The sequence below is a fragment of the Pseudomonas sp. HD57-3 genome, assembly GCF_056113135.1.
This window is the reverse complement of sequence record NZ_CM148568.1, coordinates 698,487-715,918: the sequence shown is the minus strand read 5'-3', so window position 1 is coordinate 715,918 and position 17,432 is coordinate 698,487. Positions and strand designations below refer to the sequence as shown.

The 17,432-nt window shown below is 60.6% G+C and carries 11 protein-coding genes; 3 read left to right on the top strand and 8 right to left on the bottom strand.

The features are described from left to right. Positions 1 to 43 precede the first annotated feature (43 nt). The gene (locus AC0R79_RS03185; RefSeq protein ID WP_474733162.1) at positions 44 to 937 is read right to left on the bottom strand and encodes a LysR family transcriptional regulator; all 894 of its coding nucleotides are present in this window, start codon (positions 935 to 937) and stop codon (positions 44 to 46) included. A gap of 118 nt (positions 938 to 1,055) precedes the next feature. Here AC0R79_RS03185 and AC0R79_RS03180 point away from each other — a divergent pair, with 118 nt between their 5' ends. The 3 genes from AC0R79_RS03180 (at position 1,056) to AC0R79_RS03170 (ending at position 4,330) form a co-directional block, all read left to right on the top strand. Beyond that, positions 1,056 to 2,333, top strand: a complete 1,278-nt coding sequence (locus AC0R79_RS03180; protein WP_085611129.1) for an MFS transporter — start codon at positions 1,056 to 1,058, stop codon at positions 2,331 to 2,333. A 78-nt stretch (positions 2,334 to 2,411) separates the two neighbouring features. Then, entirely contained in the window at positions 2,412 to 3,689 is a 1,278-nt protein-coding gene (locus AC0R79_RS03175; RefSeq protein ID WP_474733159.1) for an AAA family ATPase, read from the top strand. Then, entirely contained in the window at positions 3,686 to 4,330 is a 645-nt protein-coding gene (locus AC0R79_RS03170) for a retron system putative HNH endonuclease (protein ID WP_474733157.1), read from the top strand. The genes AC0R79_RS03175 and AC0R79_RS03170 overlap by 4 nt, the downstream gene beginning before the upstream one ends. A gap of 71 nt (positions 4,331 to 4,401) precedes the next feature. On the opposite strand, the gene hemE is transcribed toward AC0R79_RS03170, so the two are convergent. From hemE to AC0R79_RS03135, 7 genes are all read right to left on the bottom strand, one after another. Next, on the bottom strand, positions 4,402 to 5,469 hold the full coding sequence (gene hemE, locus AC0R79_RS03165; protein WP_007952372.1) for a uroporphyrinogen decarboxylase: 1,068 nt from the start codon (positions 5,467 to 5,469) through the stop codon (positions 4,402 to 4,404). Positions 5,470 to 5,720: 251 nt separating this feature from the next. Continuing rightward, entirely contained in the window at positions 5,721 to 7,139 is a 1,419-nt protein-coding gene (locus tag AC0R79_RS03160; RefSeq protein WP_007909438.1) for an FAD-dependent oxidoreductase, read from the bottom strand. Positions 7,140 to 7,172: 33 nt separating this feature from the next. Continuing rightward, entirely contained in the window at positions 7,173 to 11,618 is a 4,446-nt protein-coding gene (gene gltB, locus AC0R79_RS03155; RefSeq protein WP_127796677.1) for a glutamate synthase large subunit, read from the bottom strand. Between the two features lie 350 nt (positions 11,619 to 11,968). Beyond that, positions 11,969 to 13,570, bottom strand: a complete 1,602-nt coding sequence (locus AC0R79_RS03150; protein WP_085608417.1) for an AAA family ATPase — start codon at positions 13,568 to 13,570, stop codon at positions 11,969 to 11,971. Positions 13,571 to 13,580: 10 nt separating this feature from the next. After that, on the bottom strand, positions 13,581 to 14,681 hold the full coding sequence (gene aroB, locus AC0R79_RS03145) for a 3-dehydroquinate synthase (RefSeq protein WP_011332082.1): 1,101 nt from the start codon (positions 14,679 to 14,681) through the stop codon (positions 13,581 to 13,583). A 142-nt stretch (positions 14,682 to 14,823) separates the two neighbouring features. Next, a complete protein-coding gene (gene aroK, locus AC0R79_RS03140) occupies positions 14,824 to 15,342 on the bottom strand; it encodes a shikimate kinase AroK (protein ID WP_045121685.1) in 519 nt (172 codons plus the stop codon). 4 nt (positions 15,343 to 15,346) lie between these two features. Beyond that, positions 15,347 to 17,425, bottom strand: a complete 2,079-nt coding sequence (locus AC0R79_RS03135; protein ID WP_474733154.1) for a type IV pilus secretin PilQ — start codon at positions 17,423 to 17,425, stop codon at positions 15,347 to 15,349. Positions 17,426 to 17,432 lie beyond the last annotated feature (7 nt).

Below are 17,432 nucleotides of genomic sequence, written 5' to 3'. Positions count from 1 at the left end.
CCAACCAGAGCGTATCGGCCGCTTCGGAGAAAACACCAACGCCTTAAACGTTCATCTTGCGCGTAAGCAGTTCGACAAACGCCTTGGCCATCGGCGATTTCTGGTCCTTGCGCTGCACCAGCCACACCGCCGTCACGGCCTCGGGATCGAGCAGCGGCCGGTAGACCACGCCGTCGATGCGCATCCGCTGATACGACGCCGGCATCACCGACACGCCCAGACCCGCTGCCACCAGACCGATGATGGTCATGGCTTCGCCGGCCTCCTGGGCGAAGTGCGGACTGAACCCGGCGTCACGGGCCAGGCTGATCAGTTGCGAATACAGACCACTGCCGTAGCTGCGCGGGAAGAACACGAACGGCTCCAGAGCCAGCGCCGAGAGGAACAGCCCCTCTTCAGAGCCCTGTGCCAGCGGATGTTTGGAGCTGAGCACCGCGACCAATGGCTCGCGCATCAGTTCGACTACGCTCAGCGAATCCGGCAGGCCCAGCGGGCGCATGATGCCGACTTCGATCGATTCGTCCACCAACGCGTCGGCCACCATGGTGCTGCTCATCTCGCGCAGGTTCAGGTGCACGGCCGGGAAACGCTGACGGAAGGAAAATATCGCCTGGGGAATGGTCGAGTTGAACGGCGCCGACGAGGTGAAACCGATCTTCAACTCCCCCAGCTCGCCGAGTTGCGCGCGGCGGGCCACGTCGGCCGCTTTATCGACCTGCGCGAGCACCAGCCGCGCTTCCTCCAGAAACAGTCGCCCGGCCTCGCTGAGCTCGACCCGACGATTGGTACGCTCGAACAGTCGCGCGCCGACTTCCTGTTCCAGCGTCTGGATCTGCTGGCTCAGCGGTGGCTGGGAGATACCCAGCACCTGCGCGGCGCGGCCGAAGTGCAGTTCTTCGGCGACGGCGATGAAGTAGCGCAGATGACGTAATTCCATGGGCACCCCATTAGGTCGTGAAAGCTATCAAACAGGTCGAACAATATATTGGATAGAAACATTAGCCAGCTATATGATTTTTTCATTGCCTGCCTGCCCGCGCCCTCCGAGGTCTGATGTGAAAACCGCCGTAGCTCCACTGGCCCATGAAGTCCCGCCCGCCGCGGCGGACGATGTACTGACCGAACTGCAAGAGATCTACATCGAGAAAGGCACGCCCGCGTTCATGCGCACGGTACTCGCGCTGTTCAGCGGCGGCTTCGCCACCTTCGCCCTGCTGTACTGCGTGCAGCCGATGATGCCGCTGCTGTCCCACGAATATTCGATCAACGCGGCGCAGAGCAGTCTGATCCTGTCGGTGGCCACCGGCATGCTGGCGTTCGGTCTGCTGATCACCGGCCCGATTTCCGATCGGGTCGGGCGCAAGCCGGTGATGGTTGCCGCGCTGTTTGCCGCGGCGCTGTGCACCATCGCCAGTTCGATGATGCCGAGCTGGCACGGCGTATTGATCATGCGCGCGCTGATCGGGTTGTCGTTGAGCGGCCTGGCGGCGGTGGCAATGACGTACCTGAGCGAGGAAATCCATCCGCAGCACATCGGTCTGGCGATGGGTTTGTACATAGGCGGCAACGCGATTGGCGGCATGAGCGGGCGGTTGATCACCGGTGTGCTGATCGACTTCGTCAGCTGGCACACGGCGATGATGGTGATCGGTGGGCTGGCGCTGATTGCGGCGGCGGTGTTCTGGAAGATCCTGCCGGAGTCGCGCAACTTCCGCTCCCGCTCGCTGCATCCGCGCAGCCTGCTCGACGGCTTCACCATGCACTTTCGCGATGCCGGCCTGCCGCTGCTGTTCCTTGAGGCGTTCGTGCTGATGGGCGCGTTCGTCACGTTGTTCAACTACATCGGCTACCGCCTGCTGGCCGAGCCGTACCACATGGATCAAGTGTTCGTGGGGCTGTTGTCGGTGGTGTACCTGTCGGGCATCTACAGCTCGGCGAAAATCGGTTCGCTGGCCGACAAACTGGGCCGCCGCAAAGTGCTGTGGGCGACGATCGCCCTGATGTTCGCCGGCCTCGCCCTGACGATGTTCACACCGCTGCCGCTGGTGATCATCGGCATGCTGATCTTCACCTTCGGCTTCTTCGGCGCCCACTCGGTGGCCAGCAGCTGGATCGGCCGTCGGGCGCTCAAGGCCAAAGGCCAGGCGTCGTCGTTGTACCTGTTCAGTTATTACGCCGGGTCGAGCATCGCCGGGACGGCGGGCGGGGTGTTCTGGCACATGGCAGGATGGAACGGGATTGGTCTGTTCATTGGCGCGCTGTTGCTGGTGGCGCTGTTGGTGGCGTTGAAGCTGGCGAAGTTGCCGCCGTTGGGTGGTGGCGAAAAGGTTTAGCCACAACTGCGCCCTAGCGGTAATCACGGGCCAAGGTACACTGACGGCATTCGCCTGCTTTGGTAAAGGGAAGCCAGAATGCGCCTGGACCGTCTCCACATTAAAAATTTTCGTTGCTACGAAGATGCCACTTTCGACTTTCAGCCAAGGTTCAATCTGGTGGTGGGGGTTAATGGGAGTGGTAAGACTTCGTTGCTGCAAGCGGCGAGCACGGCTATTGCTGCATTCATAAACTCGACGGGCAGAAATTTCTACCCATCACTTCAATCAGATGAACAAGTCCGGTTTGTAGTTGATAAATTTGAAGGTCGTGTCAGATTCGAACGACGCTACCCACTGAAAATTGAAGCGACAGGTACTGTCTTCGGAGTCACTCAATGGGGATCAACAAAGGATCGAAAAGAAGGGGTCAATGATCAGGACCATATAATATTTTCAGCCGTGGCTTCAGCAATGAAAGCTTTAGATTCCGGAGAAAGTATTGATCTGCCTGTCGCAGCCTTTTACAGAGCAAACCGAAGATGGATTGCAACTCAGGTATCCACTGAGTTTGCGGCCACTCAAAAACCTTCAAGACTCGACGGCTATGCGAGCTGGTTTGATGCTGCGATCGACCTGCGAGACTTTGAAAGCTGGTTCATTGGAAAGACCCTGGAGCGTCTTGAGCGGCTCGCAAACAACGAGGCCCCAAAAGATAACTTCGATGACGAACTGGCATGGGTTAACTCAGCTATTTGTATCGCTCTGCCAGAAGCCAGGGGCTTTCGGTATGACCTGAAGCTACGCACCCTGATGGTCGATATAGCTTCCGAAAGGTCACTACCGTTCAATGATCTGAGTGACGGTCAACGCGGCATGGTTGCTTTGATTGCTGACATTGCACGTCGAATGTGTCTGTTGAACCCACACATGGGAAAAGATGTACTTTCGAAAACCTCTGGCCTGATCATAATTGATGAGCTGGACATACATCTCCATCCCTCATGGCAACGGAGCATCGTATCCGCTCTGAAAACTGCATTTCCGAATGTTCAGTTTATTGCCGCCAGCCACTCCCCACAAATCATTGGCAGCCTGCATTCCGAAGAAGTCATAGTGCTGAATAACCGCGACGCTTCCAATCCTCGGGTCACTTATGGACTGGACTCAAGCAGCGTGCTTGAAGAGGTGATGGAGGCCGCTAAACGCGAACCAGAAGTTGAAGCCCTTCTGACGGAACTATTTTCTACGCTTGAGGATAATGACCTTGAGACAGCGAAGAAACAGCTTGAGGCGTTAAAGCAAATAGCCCCTGATCTACCTGAGTTCGCCGGTGCTGAAGCTTTGATCAGGCGTAAGGAGATTCTCGGCAAATGAAGCGAGTGCTCAAAGGAACTGAACCAGCTTCATTTACAGATTGGAAAAACTCGGCGAACGAGGAGTGGAGCCCTACTTACCCGACGTTGCAAAACCCGCAAAAGCGAGACCTGCATAATGCATTGCTTCAGGAACAAGGCTTCCTCTGCTGTTATTGCGGTCGGGAAATCGACACCTCTACCAGCCATATTGAGCACTTCAGGCCTCAAGAACAGTTCGAAGATCTGGCACTGGAGTTCGATAATCTCCACGCCTCCTGCCTGCGCGAGACGAAGCCCGGCAACCCGTTGCACTGCGGCCATAACAAGGCCAACTGGTTCGACGAAAACCAACACATCTCTCCCACCGACGAGAATTGTGAACTGCGTTTCCGCTACCTGCGCACTGGCGAGATACAGCCGAAAGATTCTGATGACGTTCCTGCCGCCAAGATGATTGAGGTATTAGCGCTGGATATCGCCTATCTCAAGAATCGACGTGAAGACACAATTCGCAGGTTGTTCGATGAGGAGTTCGTCATGCATGCCAGCAATGAGGACCTCGACCGACTTGTGACGGCCATCAGAGCAACCGCCGTATCTGATCAAAAACCCTTCGACCACATCATCGCCCGCTACGCCGAGCAACTCCTCGGACGCTAAACCCATCGCAAATAAAAACGCCCGGCACAAGCCGGGCGTTTTTGTTTTCTAGCATTAGAGCTGAGCGCCGATTACTCGTGATACTGCGCCGACAACTCGTGCACCGCGCGCAGGAACGCGCCGGCGTGTTCCGGGTCGACTTCCGGGGTGATGCCGTGGCCAAGGTTGAACACGTGGCCGCTGCCCTTGCCGTAGCTGGCGAGGATGCGCCCGACTTCGGTGCGGATCGCTTCCGGCTTGGCGTAGAGCACGGTCGGGTCCATGTTGCCTTGCAGCGCGACCTTGTCGCCGACGCGGGCGCGGGCGTTGCCGATGTCGCAGGTCCAGTCCAGACCCAGTGCGTCAGCGCCGGCGTCGGCGATGCTTTCCAGCCACAGGCCGCCGTTCTTGGTGAACAGGATCACCGGCACTTTGCGACCGTCGTGCTCGCGGATCAGGCCGCTGACGATTTTCTTCATGTAGGCCAGGGAGAATTCCTGATACGCCGCCGCCGACAGGTTGCCGCCCCAGGTATCGAAGATCTGCACCGCTTGGGCGCCGGCCTGGATCTGGCCGTTCAAGTAAGAAGTCACCGACTGCGCCAGCTTGTCCAGCAGCAGGTGCATGGCTTGCGGGTTGTCGTAGAGCATCGCCTTGGTCTTGCGGAAGTCTTTCGACGAACCGCCTTCGACCATGTACGTGGCGAGGGTCCACGGGCTGCCGGAGAAACCGATCAGCGGTACACGGCCGTTCAGCTCGCGGCGGATGGTGCTGACCGCGTCCATCACGTAGCCGAGGTCTTTGTGCGGATCCGGGATCGGCAGGGCTTCGATGTCGGCCAGGGTGCTGACGACTTTCTTGAAGCGCGGACCTTCACCGGTCTCAAAGTACAGGCCCTGGCCCATGGCATCGGGGATGGTGAGGATATCGGAGAACAGGATCGCCGCGTCCAGTTGCGGATAGCGGTCGAGGGGTTGCAGCGTGACTTCGCAGGCGAATTCCGGATTCATGCACAGGCTCATGAAATCACCGGCCTGGGCGCGGCTGGCGCGGTATTCCGGCAGGTAGCGGCCGGCCTGGCGCATCATCCACACAGGGGTGACGTCTACGGGTTGCTTGAGCAGGGCGCGGAGGAAACGGTCGTTCTTCAGGGCAGTCATGTCGGCATCCGGAAAAAAAGTGCGGGCATTTTCTCAGAGCGCGACGCAAAAGGCACGGATGCAGGTCAGCCTTTTGTCTATCGGGTCAATTTGTCGCAATAAATACGGGGCATCAGCAACAGCGAGAAACAACTGTGGGAGCGAGCTTGCTCGCGAATAGGCCTGTACATCCAACATTGAAGTTGACTGACAGACCGCTTTCGCGAGCAAGCTCGCTCCCACAGGTATTGCGCTGCAGTTTCGAACCGGGTTTAGACGCCCAGGTAATCCAGGATCCCTTCAGCCGCATTGCGGCCTTCGAAGATCGCCGTCACCACCAGGTCGGAACCGCGCACCATATCGCCACCGGCGAAGATTTTCGGGTTGCTGGTCTGGTGCTTGTACTGACCTTGCTCGGGCGCAACGACGCGGCCCTGGCTGTCGGTCTGGATCTCGAACTGCTCGAACCACGGCGCCGGGCTTGGACGGAAACCGAAAGCGATGACCACGGCGTCGGCCGGGATGATCTCTTCGGAGCCCGGGATCGGCTCGGGGCTGCGACGGCCACGGGCATCCGGCTCGCCGAGACGGGTCTCGACCACTTTCACGCCTTCGACCTTGTCCTCGCCAACGATGGCGATCGGCTGGCGGTTGTAGAGGAATTTCACGCCTTCTTCCTTGGCGTTCTTTACCTCTTTGCGCGAGCCGGGCATGTTCGCTTCGTCACGACGATAGGCGCAGGTCACCGACTTGGCGCCCTGGCGGATCGACGTACGGTTGCAGTCCATCGCCGTGTCGCCGCCGCCCAACACCACGACCTTCTTGCCTTTCATGTCGACGAAATCTTCCGGCGACTTTTCAAAGCCCAGGTTGCGGTTGACGTTGGCAATCAGGAAGTCCAGCGCGTCATAAACGCCCGGCAGGTCCTCACCGGCGAAACCGCCCTTCATGTAGGTGTAGGTGCCCATGCCCATGAATACGGCATCGTATTCGGCGAGCAGTTGCTCCATGGTCACGTCCTTGCCGACCTCGGTGTTGAGGCGGAACTCGATGCCCATGCCGGTGAAGACTTCGCGGCGATTGCTCAGCACGGTCTTCTCGAGCTTGAACTCGGGGATGCCGAAGGTCAGCAGACCGCCGATTTCCGGGTTCTTGTCGAACACCACCGGGGTCACGCCGCCGCGCACCAGCACGTCGGCACAACCGAGGCCCGCCGGGCCTGCGCCGATGATCGCGACACGCTTGCCGGTCGGTTTGACCTTGGACATGTCCGGGCGCCAGCCCATGGCGAACGCGGTGTCGGTGATGTACTTCTCGACCGAACCGATGGTCACCGCGCCGAAGCCGTCGTTAAGGGTGCAGGCACCCTCACACAGACGATCCTGCGGACACACCCGGCCGCAGACTTCCGGCAGGGTGTTGGTCTGGTGCGACAGCTCGGCGGCCTGGAGGATGTTGCCCTCGGCCACCAGCTTCAGCCAGTTCGGAATGAAGTTGTGCACCGGGCACTTCCATTCGCAATACGGGTTGCCGCAACCCAGGCAGCGGTGGGCCTGATCGGCCGACTGCTGGGGTTTGAACGGTTCGTAGATTTCCACGAACTCTTTCTTGCGTTGACGCAACAGTTTCTTCTTCGGATCCTTGCGCCCGACATCGATGAACTGGAAGTCGTTATTCAGACGTTCAGCCATTGTTAAAACCTCATCAAACTCTTCAGGCGCATATCACTGCGGGTTGGCACGGGTGCTGGAAAGCAACGACTTCAGGTTGGCAGCCTTCGGCTTGACCAGCCAGAAACGACGCAGGTAGTCATCGAGGTTCTCGGCGAGTTCACGACCCCACTCGCTGTCGGTTTCCGCGACGTACTCGTTCAGCACGTTCTGCAGGTGGCTGCGATAGGCTTCCATCGCCTCGCCGCTGATCCGCTGGATTTCCACCAGTTCGTGGTTGACCCGGTCAACGAAGGTGTTGTCCTGGTCGAGCACGTAGGCGAAACCGCCGGTCATGCCAGAGCCGAAGTTGTAACCGGTCTTGCCCAGAACGCAGACAAAACCACCGGTCATGTACTCACAGCAGTGATCGCCAGTGCCTTCCACAACCGTGTGGGCACCGGAGTTGCGCACGGCGAAACGCTCGCCTGCGGTGCCGGCGGCGAACAGCTTGCCGCCCGTGGCGCCGTACAGGCAGGTGTTGCCGATGATGGCGCTTTCCTGAGTCTTATAAACGCTGCCCTTCGGCGGCACGATGGTCAGCTTGCCACCGGTCATGCCTTTGCCGACGTAGTCGTTGGCGTCGCCTTCCAGGTACATGTTCAGACCGCCGGCGTTCCACACGCCGAAGCTCTGACCTGCAGTGCCCTTGAAGCGGAAGGTGATCGGCGCTTTCGCCATGCCCTGGTTGCCGTGCTTGCGCGCGATTTCGCCGGAGATCCGTGCGCCGATCGAACGGTCGCAGTTGCAGATATCCAGATCGAACTCGGCGCCGCTGAGGTCGTTGATCGCCGACGTCGCCATCTCGACCATTTTCTCGGCCAACAGGCCCTGGTCGAACGGCGGGTTGCGCTCGACGCCGCAGAACTGAGGCTTGTCCGCCGGGATGTGGTCGCTGCCCAGCAGCGGAGTCAGATCCAGGTGATGCTGCTTGGCGGTCTGGCCTTCGAGGATTTCCAGCAGATCGGTACGGCCGATCAGCTCTTCGAGGGAACGCACGCCCAGCTTGGCCAGCCACTCACGGGTTTCTTCGGCGACGTAGGTGAAGAAGTTCACCACCATGTCGACGGTGCCGATGTAGTGATCCTTGCGCAGTTTCTCGTTCTGGGTCGCTACGCCGGTGGCGCAGTTGTTCAGGTGGCAGATACGCAGGTATTTGCAGCCCAGCGCGATCATCGGCGCGGTACCGAAGCCGAAGCTTTCGGCGCCGAGGATGGCTGCCTTGATCACGTCGAGGCCGGTTTTCAGGCCGCCGTCGGTCTGGACCCGGACCTTGCCGCGCAGGTCGTTGCCGCGCAGGGTCTGGTGGGTTTCGGCCAGGCCGAGTTCCCAAGGTGCGCCAGCGTATTTGATCGAGGTCAGCGGCGAAGCACCGGTGCCACCGTCGTAGCCGGAGATGGTGATCAAGTCCGCATAGGCCTTGGCCACACCGGCGGCGATGGTGCCAACGCCTGCTTCAGCCACGAGTTTCACCGAGACCAGCGCCTTCGGGTTGACCTGTTTCAGGTCAAAGATCAGCTGCGACAAGTCTTCGATCGAGTAGATGTCGTGGTGCGGCGGTGGCGAAATCAGGGTCACGCCCGGCACTGCGTAACGCAGTTTGGCGATCAGCCCGTTCACTTTACCGCCCGGCAGTTGCCCGCCCTCGCCCGGCTTGGCGCCCTGGGCGACCTTGATCTGCAGCACTTCGGCGTTGACCAGGTATTCCGGGGTCACCCCGAAACGGCCGGTCGCGACCTGTTTGATTTTCGAGCTCTTGATGGTGCCGTAACGCGCCGGGTCTTCGCCGCCTTCGCCGGAGTTGGAACGCGCACCGAGGCGGTTCATGGCTTCGGCCAGGGCTTCGTGAGCTTCCGGCGACAGGGCGCCCAGCGAGATACCGGCGGAGTCGAAGCGCTTGAGCACCGATTCCAGCGGTTCGATTTCACTGATGTCCAGCGGCGTATCGAGGGTCTTGACCTTGAACAGGTCGCGGATCATCGACACCGGACGGTTGTCCACCAGCGAGGTGTATTCCTTGAATTTGGCGTAGTCGCCCTGCTGCACGGCGGCTTGCAGGGTGTTGACCACGTCCGGGTTGTACGCGTGGTATTCGCCACCGTGGACGAACTTCAGCAGACCGCCCTGCTGGATCGGCTTGCGCGGACTCCAGGCTTCGGTGGCCAGTGCTTTCTGCTCGGCTTCGATGTCGACGAAACGCGCACCCTTGATGCGGCTCGGCACGCCACGGAAGCTCAGCTCGCAAACTTCTTCGGACAGGCCGATGGCTTCGAACAACTGAGCACCGCGATAGGACGCGATGGTCGAGATGCCCATCTTCGACAGGATCTTCAACAGGCCTTTGGTGATGCCTTTACGGTAGTTCTTGAACACCTCGTAGAGGTCGCCCAGTACTTCACCGGTCCGGATCAGGTCGCCCAGCACTTCGTAGGCCAGGAACGGATAGACCGCCGAGGCGCCGAAACCGATCAGCACGGCGAAGTGGTGCGGATCGCGTGCAGTGGCGGTTTCAACCAGGATGTTGGAGTCGCAGCGCAGGCCTTTTTCGGTCAGGCGGTGGTGCACCGCGCCAGTGGCGAGCGAAGCGTGGATCGGCAGTTTGCCCGGAGCGATATGACGGTCGCTCAGAACGATCTGGGTACGACCGGCACGCACGGCTTCTTCAGCCTGATCGGCGACGTTGCGGATTGCCGCTTCGAGGCCGACGCTTTCGTCGTAGTTGAGGTCGATGATCTGCCGCTCGAAACCCGGGCGGTCGAGGTTCATCAGCGAGCGCCACTTGGCCGGGGAAATGACCGGCGAGCTGAGGATCACGCGCGAAGCGTGCTCAGGCGACTCCTGGAAGATGTTGCGCTCGGCACCGAGGCAGATTTCCAGCGACATCACGATCGCTTCACGCAGCGGGTCGATCGGCGGGTTGGTCACCTGCGCGAACTGCTGACGGAAATAGTCGTACGGCGTGCGCACGCGCTGGGACAGCACGGCCATCGGCGTGTCGTCGCCCATCGAGCCGACGGCTTCGTAGCCCTGTTCGCCAAGCGGACGCAGTACCTGATCGCGCTCTTCGAACGTGACCTGATACATCTTCATGTATTGCTTGAGCTGATCGACGTCGTAGAAAGCCGAACCGTGATCGTTGTCTTCCATGGTCGCCTGGATGCGCAGGGCATTCTTGCGCAGCCATTGCTTGTACGGATGACGGGATTTGAGACGGTTGTCGATCGCGTCGGTGTCGAGGATCTGCCCGGTTTCGGTGTCCACGGCGAAGATCTGGCCCGGGCCGACACGGCCCTTGGCAATCACGTCTTCAGGCTTGTAGTCCCACACGCCGATTTCCGACGCGAGGGTGATGAAACCGTTGGTGGTAGTGACCCAGCGCGCCGGGCGCAGACCGTTACGGTCGAGCAGGCACACCGCGTAGCGACCGTCGGTCATTACCACGCCGGCCGGGCCGTCCCACGGCTCCATGTGCATCGAGTTGTACTCGTAGAACGCACGCAGATCCGGATCCATGGTTTCGACGTTCTGCCACGCTGGCGGAATGATCATCCGCACGCCACGGAACAGGTCGATGCCGCCGGTCACCATCAGCTCAAGCATGTTGTCCATGCTCGATGAGTCGGAACCGACACGGTTGACCAGCGGGCCGAGTTCTTCCAGATCCATCAGATCGTTGGTGAACTTGGTGCGACGGGCCTGGGCCCAGTTGCGGTTGCCGGTGATGGTGTTGATCTCGCCGTTGTGGGCGAGGAAGCGGAATGGCTGGGCCAGCGGCCATTTCGGCAGGGTGTTGGTGGAGAAGCGCTGGTGGAACACGCAGATCGCGGTTTGCAGGCGCTCGTCGCTCAGGTCCGGATAGAACGCGGCCAGGTCGGCCGGCATCATCAGGCCTTTATAGATGATGGTCTTGTGGGAAAAGCTGCAGATGTAGTGATCGCTATCGACGGCGTTGGCCACCGACGAACGACGACGGGCGCTGAACAGCTTGACCGCCATGTCCTGATCGCTCAGGCCTTCGCCGCCGATGTACACCTGCTCGATCTGCGGCAGGCGCTCAAGGGCCAGGCGGCCGAGGACGCTGGTGTCGATTGGCACTTTGCGCCAGCCGATCAGTTGCAGGCCTTCGGCCAGGATCTCGCGGTTCATGTTCTCGCGAGCGGCTTCGGCCTTGGCCGGATCCTGATTGAAGAAGACCATGCCCACGGCATATTGCTTGGGCAGCTCGACGCTGAAGGTTTCCTGGGCAATGGCACGCAGGAACGCGTCGGGCTTTTGAATCAGCAGACCGCAACCGTCACCGGTCTTGCCGTCGGCATTAATCCCACCGCGGTGGGTCATGCAGGTCAGGGCCTCGATGGCCGTTTGCAAAAGGGTATGACTGGGTTCGCCCTGCATATGGGCTATCAGGCCGAAACCGCAGTTATCCTTGAATTCATCTGGTTGGTACAGACCTGCTTTCATAGACACTTTCTCACCAGGCTGCCTCTTTTCGAGGCAAATTTCTTTTCAATTCAACCACTTGCATCTCGCGCCGAACGTACGCCGGCTTAGCGGGGGCAAAAGGGTGGTCATTGTACACAGCGACACAGAGGCTCACAAATTTGACGACGAAATGTCGCAAATTCATGTCGCATTTGTGAAAGGTTTAAAGCGATCTGCTGTGCTAGTCAAAACTTTTTTAATTTTGACCGCAACGACTCAAAGACTACTGTGACGCAGACACCACAAGGCACGCGGCCCGTAAGGGCGGCGCGCACTTGTAGAAATTTTGAGGTGCTTGGAGAGGCGGCCTGGGTAAGGCCGCCGAATCTTCAGCGAGTTGTTGCCAGTTCCTGTTGGACGCTGGCGACAGTGCGAGGCCAAGGTTTACCAGCCTGAACCTTCGCTGGCAAGGCCTTGATGGCAGAAACGGCTGCATCACGATTGGCGAAGTTGCCGTAGGTGATCACGTAGAGAGGCTTGCCGTTGAGGACTTTCTTGAAATAACGGTACTCGCCGCCCTGTTCCTTGACGAAGCTTTGCGCGGTCGCTTCGGAGCTGGTGCCGAGGATCTGCACCACGTAGTTGCTGGTCGGCTGACCGGCGTACCAGCTGCCACCGGCGGCCTTGGCGACGGTGACCGGCTTCTCGGCAGGTTTCGCGGCGGCAACAGGCTTGGCAGGCGCGGGAGCCGGTTTGGCCGCTGGAGCGGCCGGAGCAGGCTTGGCGGTAGCGACCTGGGTCGGGGCCGGAGTCGGTTTGGCTGCCGGGACTGGAACCGGAACTGGCGTCGGTGCAGGGCCGGCCTGAACGCCCGCCGGCGGCGCGGTGGTGGTCACGGTCGGCGGCGTGTTGCTGGAGCCTTCAACCGGCACACCGTCGTCGCCTTCAGTGATACCACCCGCGGCTTCAGCCAGCGGACCGCGCATCACCGGCTGCGAGTTGCCGACCAGCGGCAGCGGCATCGGTTGGGTATTGCCGTTGAATTCGACGGACGGTGCGCCACCGGTCTGCGGCGTGCCCTGGCCCAATGGCAGTTGCGCCTGCTCGTTGGCCGGCGCACCGGTGGTCGGTGCCTTGTTGCGACCCGGCATCAGCCAGGCGGCAGCGACCGCGACCACAACGACGGCGGAAATCGCCAATACGTGTTTCTTCGGCATGTTGAACCCCATACTTGGACGCTTGACCGCAGAGCGGCTGGCAATCATGACTTCGATCAGAGCATCGCGAGCGACCTGGTTGATGTTGCCGGGCCAACCCTCGGAGCTTTCGTGAATATCAGAGATCTGATCCGCGGTGAAAAGTTCGACACCCCGGCCCGCGCCTTCGAGCCGCTGGTCGAGATACTCGCGGGTCTCTTCTTCGGTGTACGGCTGTAATTCGATGACGTGGAAGCGCTCTTCCTCAAGGTGCAAAGCCTCGAGCTGGGCGATCAGCGACGACTCACCGAACAGGAACACGTGCGGGCGGCCTTCCGGCGCGCCGGCGCCCAGCGCCATCAGGGCTTCAAGCGCGGACTCGTCGAGCTGCTCGGCATCGTCCACCAGCAGATAGACTTCCTGACCGGTCAGCGCGAGCTGCACGACCTGATCGAGGATCGCCCCGACTTCGGCCTGGGCCACGTCCAGCGCTTGGGCGATCTGGCGCAGCACACCGGCTGCATCGCCGGCGCCACGGGCGGAAACGACGACGCTCTGCACCGATTGCTTGTTGGTACTGGCAACCAGCGCCTGACGCAGCAAGGTCTTGCCGCTGCCCTGCGGACCGGTGACCACCAGCAGCAACTGGCTGTAACGCGCCAGATGATGCAACTGACCCAGCACCGGCTTGCGCTGGGCCGGGAAGAATTTGAAGCCCGGCACCCGCGGCGCGAAAGGGTCGTGACTTAACTGGAAATGGCCGAGGAACGCCTCGTCGGCATGCAAACTAGTCATCGGAATCTTATTAACCTTTAAGCTGAGCCAGAGCGCGGTAATCCGCTCCCAGCGTGGCCTGTAGAACCTCTTTCGGATAATCGTCGGTCACCACCGCTTCGCCCATCCGGCGCAGCAGCACCAGGCGCAAGCGACCGTCGATCACTTTTTTGTCAATTGCCATGTGTTCAAGAAAATCGGCTTCGGTCATCTCTTCCGGCGGAATCACCGGCAGACCGGCACGCTGGAACAGGCGGATGCCGCGATCGCGCTCCTGCTCGCTGATCCAGCCGAGGCGCGCGGACATTTCCAGCGCCATCACGGTGCCAGCGGCGACCGCCTCGCCATGCAACCAGACACCATAGCCCATGTGGGTTTCGATAGCGTGGCCAAAGGTGTGGCCGAGATTAAGGGTGGCCCGTACGCCGGTTTCCTTCTCGTCGGCTCCGACCACCGCCGCCTTGGCGGCGCAGGAACGTTCGATGGCATAGGTCAGGGCCGTTTGATCCAGCGCACGCAGGGCGTCGACGTTGTCTTCGAGCCAGGTCAGGAACGGCTCGTCGCAGATCAGACCGTATTTGATGACTTCCGCCAGGCCGGCCGACAGCTCGCGCGCTGGCAGGGTTTTCAGGGACGCGGTATCGATCAGCACCACATTCGGCTGATAGAACGCGCCGACCATGTTCTTGCCCAGTGGATGGTTGATCCCGGTCTTGCCGCCCACCGACGAATCGACCTGGGACAGCAGCGTGGTAGGGATCTGGATGAAATCGACGCCGCGCTGGTAGCAGGCGGCCGCGAAACCGGCCATGTCGCCGATCACACCGCCGCCGAGGGCGATCACCGTGGTGCGGCGGTCATGACGAGCGGTTAGCAGGCCGTCGAAGATCAGTTGCAGGGTTTCCCAGTTCTTGAAGGCTTCGCCGTCGGGCAGCACCACGGAAACCACCGAGAACTGCGCCAGGCTGCGGGTCAGACGTTCGAGATAGAGCGGCGCAACGGTCTCGTTGGAGATGATTGCCACTTGCCGCCCGTGGATATGCGGGGCCAGCAGTTCAGGCTGGTCCAGCAGTCCCTCGCCAATGTGAATCGGGTAGCTGCGCTCGCCTAGGTCGACCTTGAGTGTCTGCATGTGTCCCCACAGTGAAGATGGAAGCAGGCGTCCTGCCTTGAATTATCGGATGTCCCCGGTCTTGAGGGATATGACGCCGCTTGCATGCGATCCGCCACAACCCTCGACAGGTCGCCGAGGATAGCGCATTTCGTGCGGCGCTTTAACGGGGCGGAAGTTGCTGCAGGCGGTCGAGAATATCGAGCACGACCATGCGCGGTGGCCGCTCGTCGGTTTCCACCACCAGATCGGCGATTTCCCGATAGAGCGGATCACGGATCGCCAGCAGATCGCGCAAGGTTTTCTCCGGATTGGCGGTGCGCAGCAACGGCCGGTTGCGGTCGCGGGAAGTGCGGCCGACCTGCTGCTCGACGGAGGCGTGCAGATACACCACCCGCCCGCCCTCGTGCAGGGCCTTGCGGTTGGCATCGCGCATCACCGCGCCACCGCCGGTCGCCAGCACTACGCCGTCGAACGCGCACAGCTCGGCGATCATCGCCTGCTCACGGTCACGAAAGCCGGGCTCGCCTTCCTTGTCGAAGATCCACGGGATATTGGCGCCCGTACGCAGTTCAATTTCCTTGTCGGAATCCTTGAACGGCAGGCGCAGCTCTTTGGCCAGTAATCGGCCGATGGTGCTTTTTCCAGCCCCCATCGGTCCTACAAGAATCAAATTTCGCACAGAATCAACGACTCACAGCAATCGCCTGGTTATTCATGATACGCGGAGTGAGAAATACCAGCAGCTCGGATTTTTTCTCCGAAACCACATCACGCCGGAAAAGGCGGCCAAGATACGGCACATCGCCAAGAAATGGCACCTTATCTACAACCTTGCTTTGAGTATTTGAGAAAACGCCCCCAATCACGATGGTCTCGCCGTCGTTCACCAGCACCTTGGCGTTGACCTCGTTTTTCTTGATCGGCGGTACATCCTGCACTTTGTTCAGGTAGTCCGGTTCGTCCTTGGTGACCTTGACCTCCATGATGATGCGGTTGTCCGGGGTGATCTGCGGCGTCACTTCCAGCGACAGCGACGCCTCCTTGAAGGACACCGACGTAGCGCCGCTGGAGCTGGCTTCCTGATACGGAATCTCGGTGCCCTTGAGGATCTTCGCGGTTTCCTTGTCGGAGGTGACCACTTTGGGCTGCGAGACGATTTCGCCGTTGCCGGTCTTCTCCATCGCCGTCAGTTCAAGGTCGAGCAGGACGTTGTCGGTGATGAACGCGATGCCGATCCCGGACGTGTTGTTGACCGTGCCCATGTCGACGAACGGCGAGTTGGTGCTGGTGCTGCCCGGCGTGCCGATGGTGGTCGACGAACCGTTGCTGACCCCGGAAGTGTTCCAGTTGCCCTTGTTCTGAATCGAACCGCCCCAGCGCACGCCCAGGCTCTTGTCGTAATCGACGTTGGCCTCGACGATCCGCGCCTCGATCATCACCTGACGCACCGGGATATCCAGCTGCGCCACGATCCGCCGCAGCTCGTCGAGGCGATCCTGGGTCTGGTAGGCAATGATGTTGTTGGTCCGCTCATCGACGGTGATCGAACCCCGCTCGTCGACCTTGGCCTCGGCGCTGGTGACCGACTGGAACAGCTTGGCGATGTCCGCGGCCTTGGCGTAGTTCACTTGCAGCAGCTCGCGGCGCAACGGCGCCAGTTCGGCGATCTGTTTCTGCGACTCCAGTTCCTGCCGCTCACGCGCAGCGATTTCATCCGCCGGCGCCACCAGCAACACGTTGCCGACCTTGCGTTTGTCCAGGCCCTTGGTCTTGAGCACCAGATCCAGCGCCTGATCCCACGGCACGTTCTGCAGGCGCAAGGTGATTCCGCCCTGCACCGTATCGCTGGCCACCAGATTGAGGTTGGTGAAGTCGGCGATCAGTTGCAGCACCGAACGCACATCGATGTCCTGGAAGTTGAGAGAGAGCTTTTCGCCGTTATAGCTGTTGCGGTCGGCGTTGCGCTTTTGCAGGTCATCGACGGTCAACGGCCGGATGCTGACGGTCAGCTTGTTGTCGGTCTGGTAAGTGGAATAGTCGAACGTACCGTTGGGTTCGACGGTGATCGTCGCGCGATCACCGCTGACACCGGCATTGACGAACTGCACCGGGGTGGCGAAATCCTTGACGTCGAGGCGCACCCGCAGCGGTTCGGGCAATTGGGTACGGGCGAAATTGAGGATGATCTTGCCGTCGTGTTCCTGAATATCCGGTGCGATGGCTGGATCGGACAGGTCGATGACCACGTTGCCCTCGCCCGCCGTGCCACGCTGGAAATCCACACCGCGAATGGCTCTGGCGGTTGGCGCAAAGGTCCGGACCGGCGCTGCCGCAGGTGCTGCGCGCGGCGCACGAGATGCCGTACGCGGGGCAGCGGCTTTGCTGCCCTGCCCGACCACCACGAACACCGTATTGCCTTCGACCCGGGTGTCGTACGGCGCCAGTTGCGTCAGGCTGATGATCAGCCGCGTCCGGTTATTGGCCTCAACCACCGTGGCCGTGCGGGCATTACCGTTGCCCAGGTCACGGGTCTTGCTCGCCAACTGACTTGCGACACCCGGTAGATCGAGGGCGATCCGCGCCGGCGAATCGGTGGTGTAGCCCTTGGGTTGCGGGGGCGGGCCGTCGAATGACAGCTTCAGCTCGACCCGGTCGCCCGGCAGTGCCGCGACGTCCAGCGCCTTCAGATTGGCTGCCTGTACCATCGGTGAAAGCAGCGCCATCCATAGCGAAAAACCGAGGGTGGAAAAAATCCTGTTCATTATTCGA

What these genes read in the sequence shown, in the direction of transcription:
- AC0R79_RS03150 (WP_085608417.1), bottom strand. Translation starts at nt 13,570, where the DNA reads ATGACTAGTTTGCATGCCGACGAGGCGTTCCTCGGCCATTTCCAGTTA.
- AC0R79_RS03175 (WP_474733159.1), top strand. Translation starts at nt 2,412, where the DNA reads ATGCGCCTGGACCGTCTCCACATTAAAAATTTTCGTTGCTACGAAGAT.
- AC0R79_RS03135 (WP_474733154.1), bottom strand. Translation starts at nt 17,425, where the DNA reads ATGAACAGGATTTTTTCCACCCTCGGTTTTTCGCTATGGATGGCGCTG.
- hemE (WP_007952372.1), bottom strand. Translation starts at nt 5,469, where the DNA reads ATGACTGCCCTGAAGAACGACCGTTTCCTCCGCGCCCTGCTCAAGCAA.
- AC0R79_RS03160 (WP_007909438.1), bottom strand. Translation starts at nt 7,139, where the DNA reads ATGGCTGAACGTCTGAATAACGACTTCCAGTTCATCGATGTCGGGCGC.
- aroB (WP_011332082.1), bottom strand. Translation starts at nt 14,681, where the DNA reads ATGCAGACACTCAAGGTCGACCTAGGCGAGCGCAGCTACCCGATTCAC.
- AC0R79_RS03170 (WP_474733157.1), top strand. Translation starts at nt 3,686, where the DNA reads ATGAAGCGAGTGCTCAAAGGAACTGAACCAGCTTCATTTACAGATTGG.
- AC0R79_RS03185 (WP_474733162.1), bottom strand. Translation starts at nt 937, where the DNA reads ATGGAATTACGTCATCTGCGCTACTTCATCGCCGTCGCCGAAGAACTG.
- gltB (WP_127796677.1), bottom strand. Translation starts at nt 11,618, where the DNA reads ATGAAAGCAGGTCTGTACCAACCAGATGAATTCAAGGATAACTGCGGT.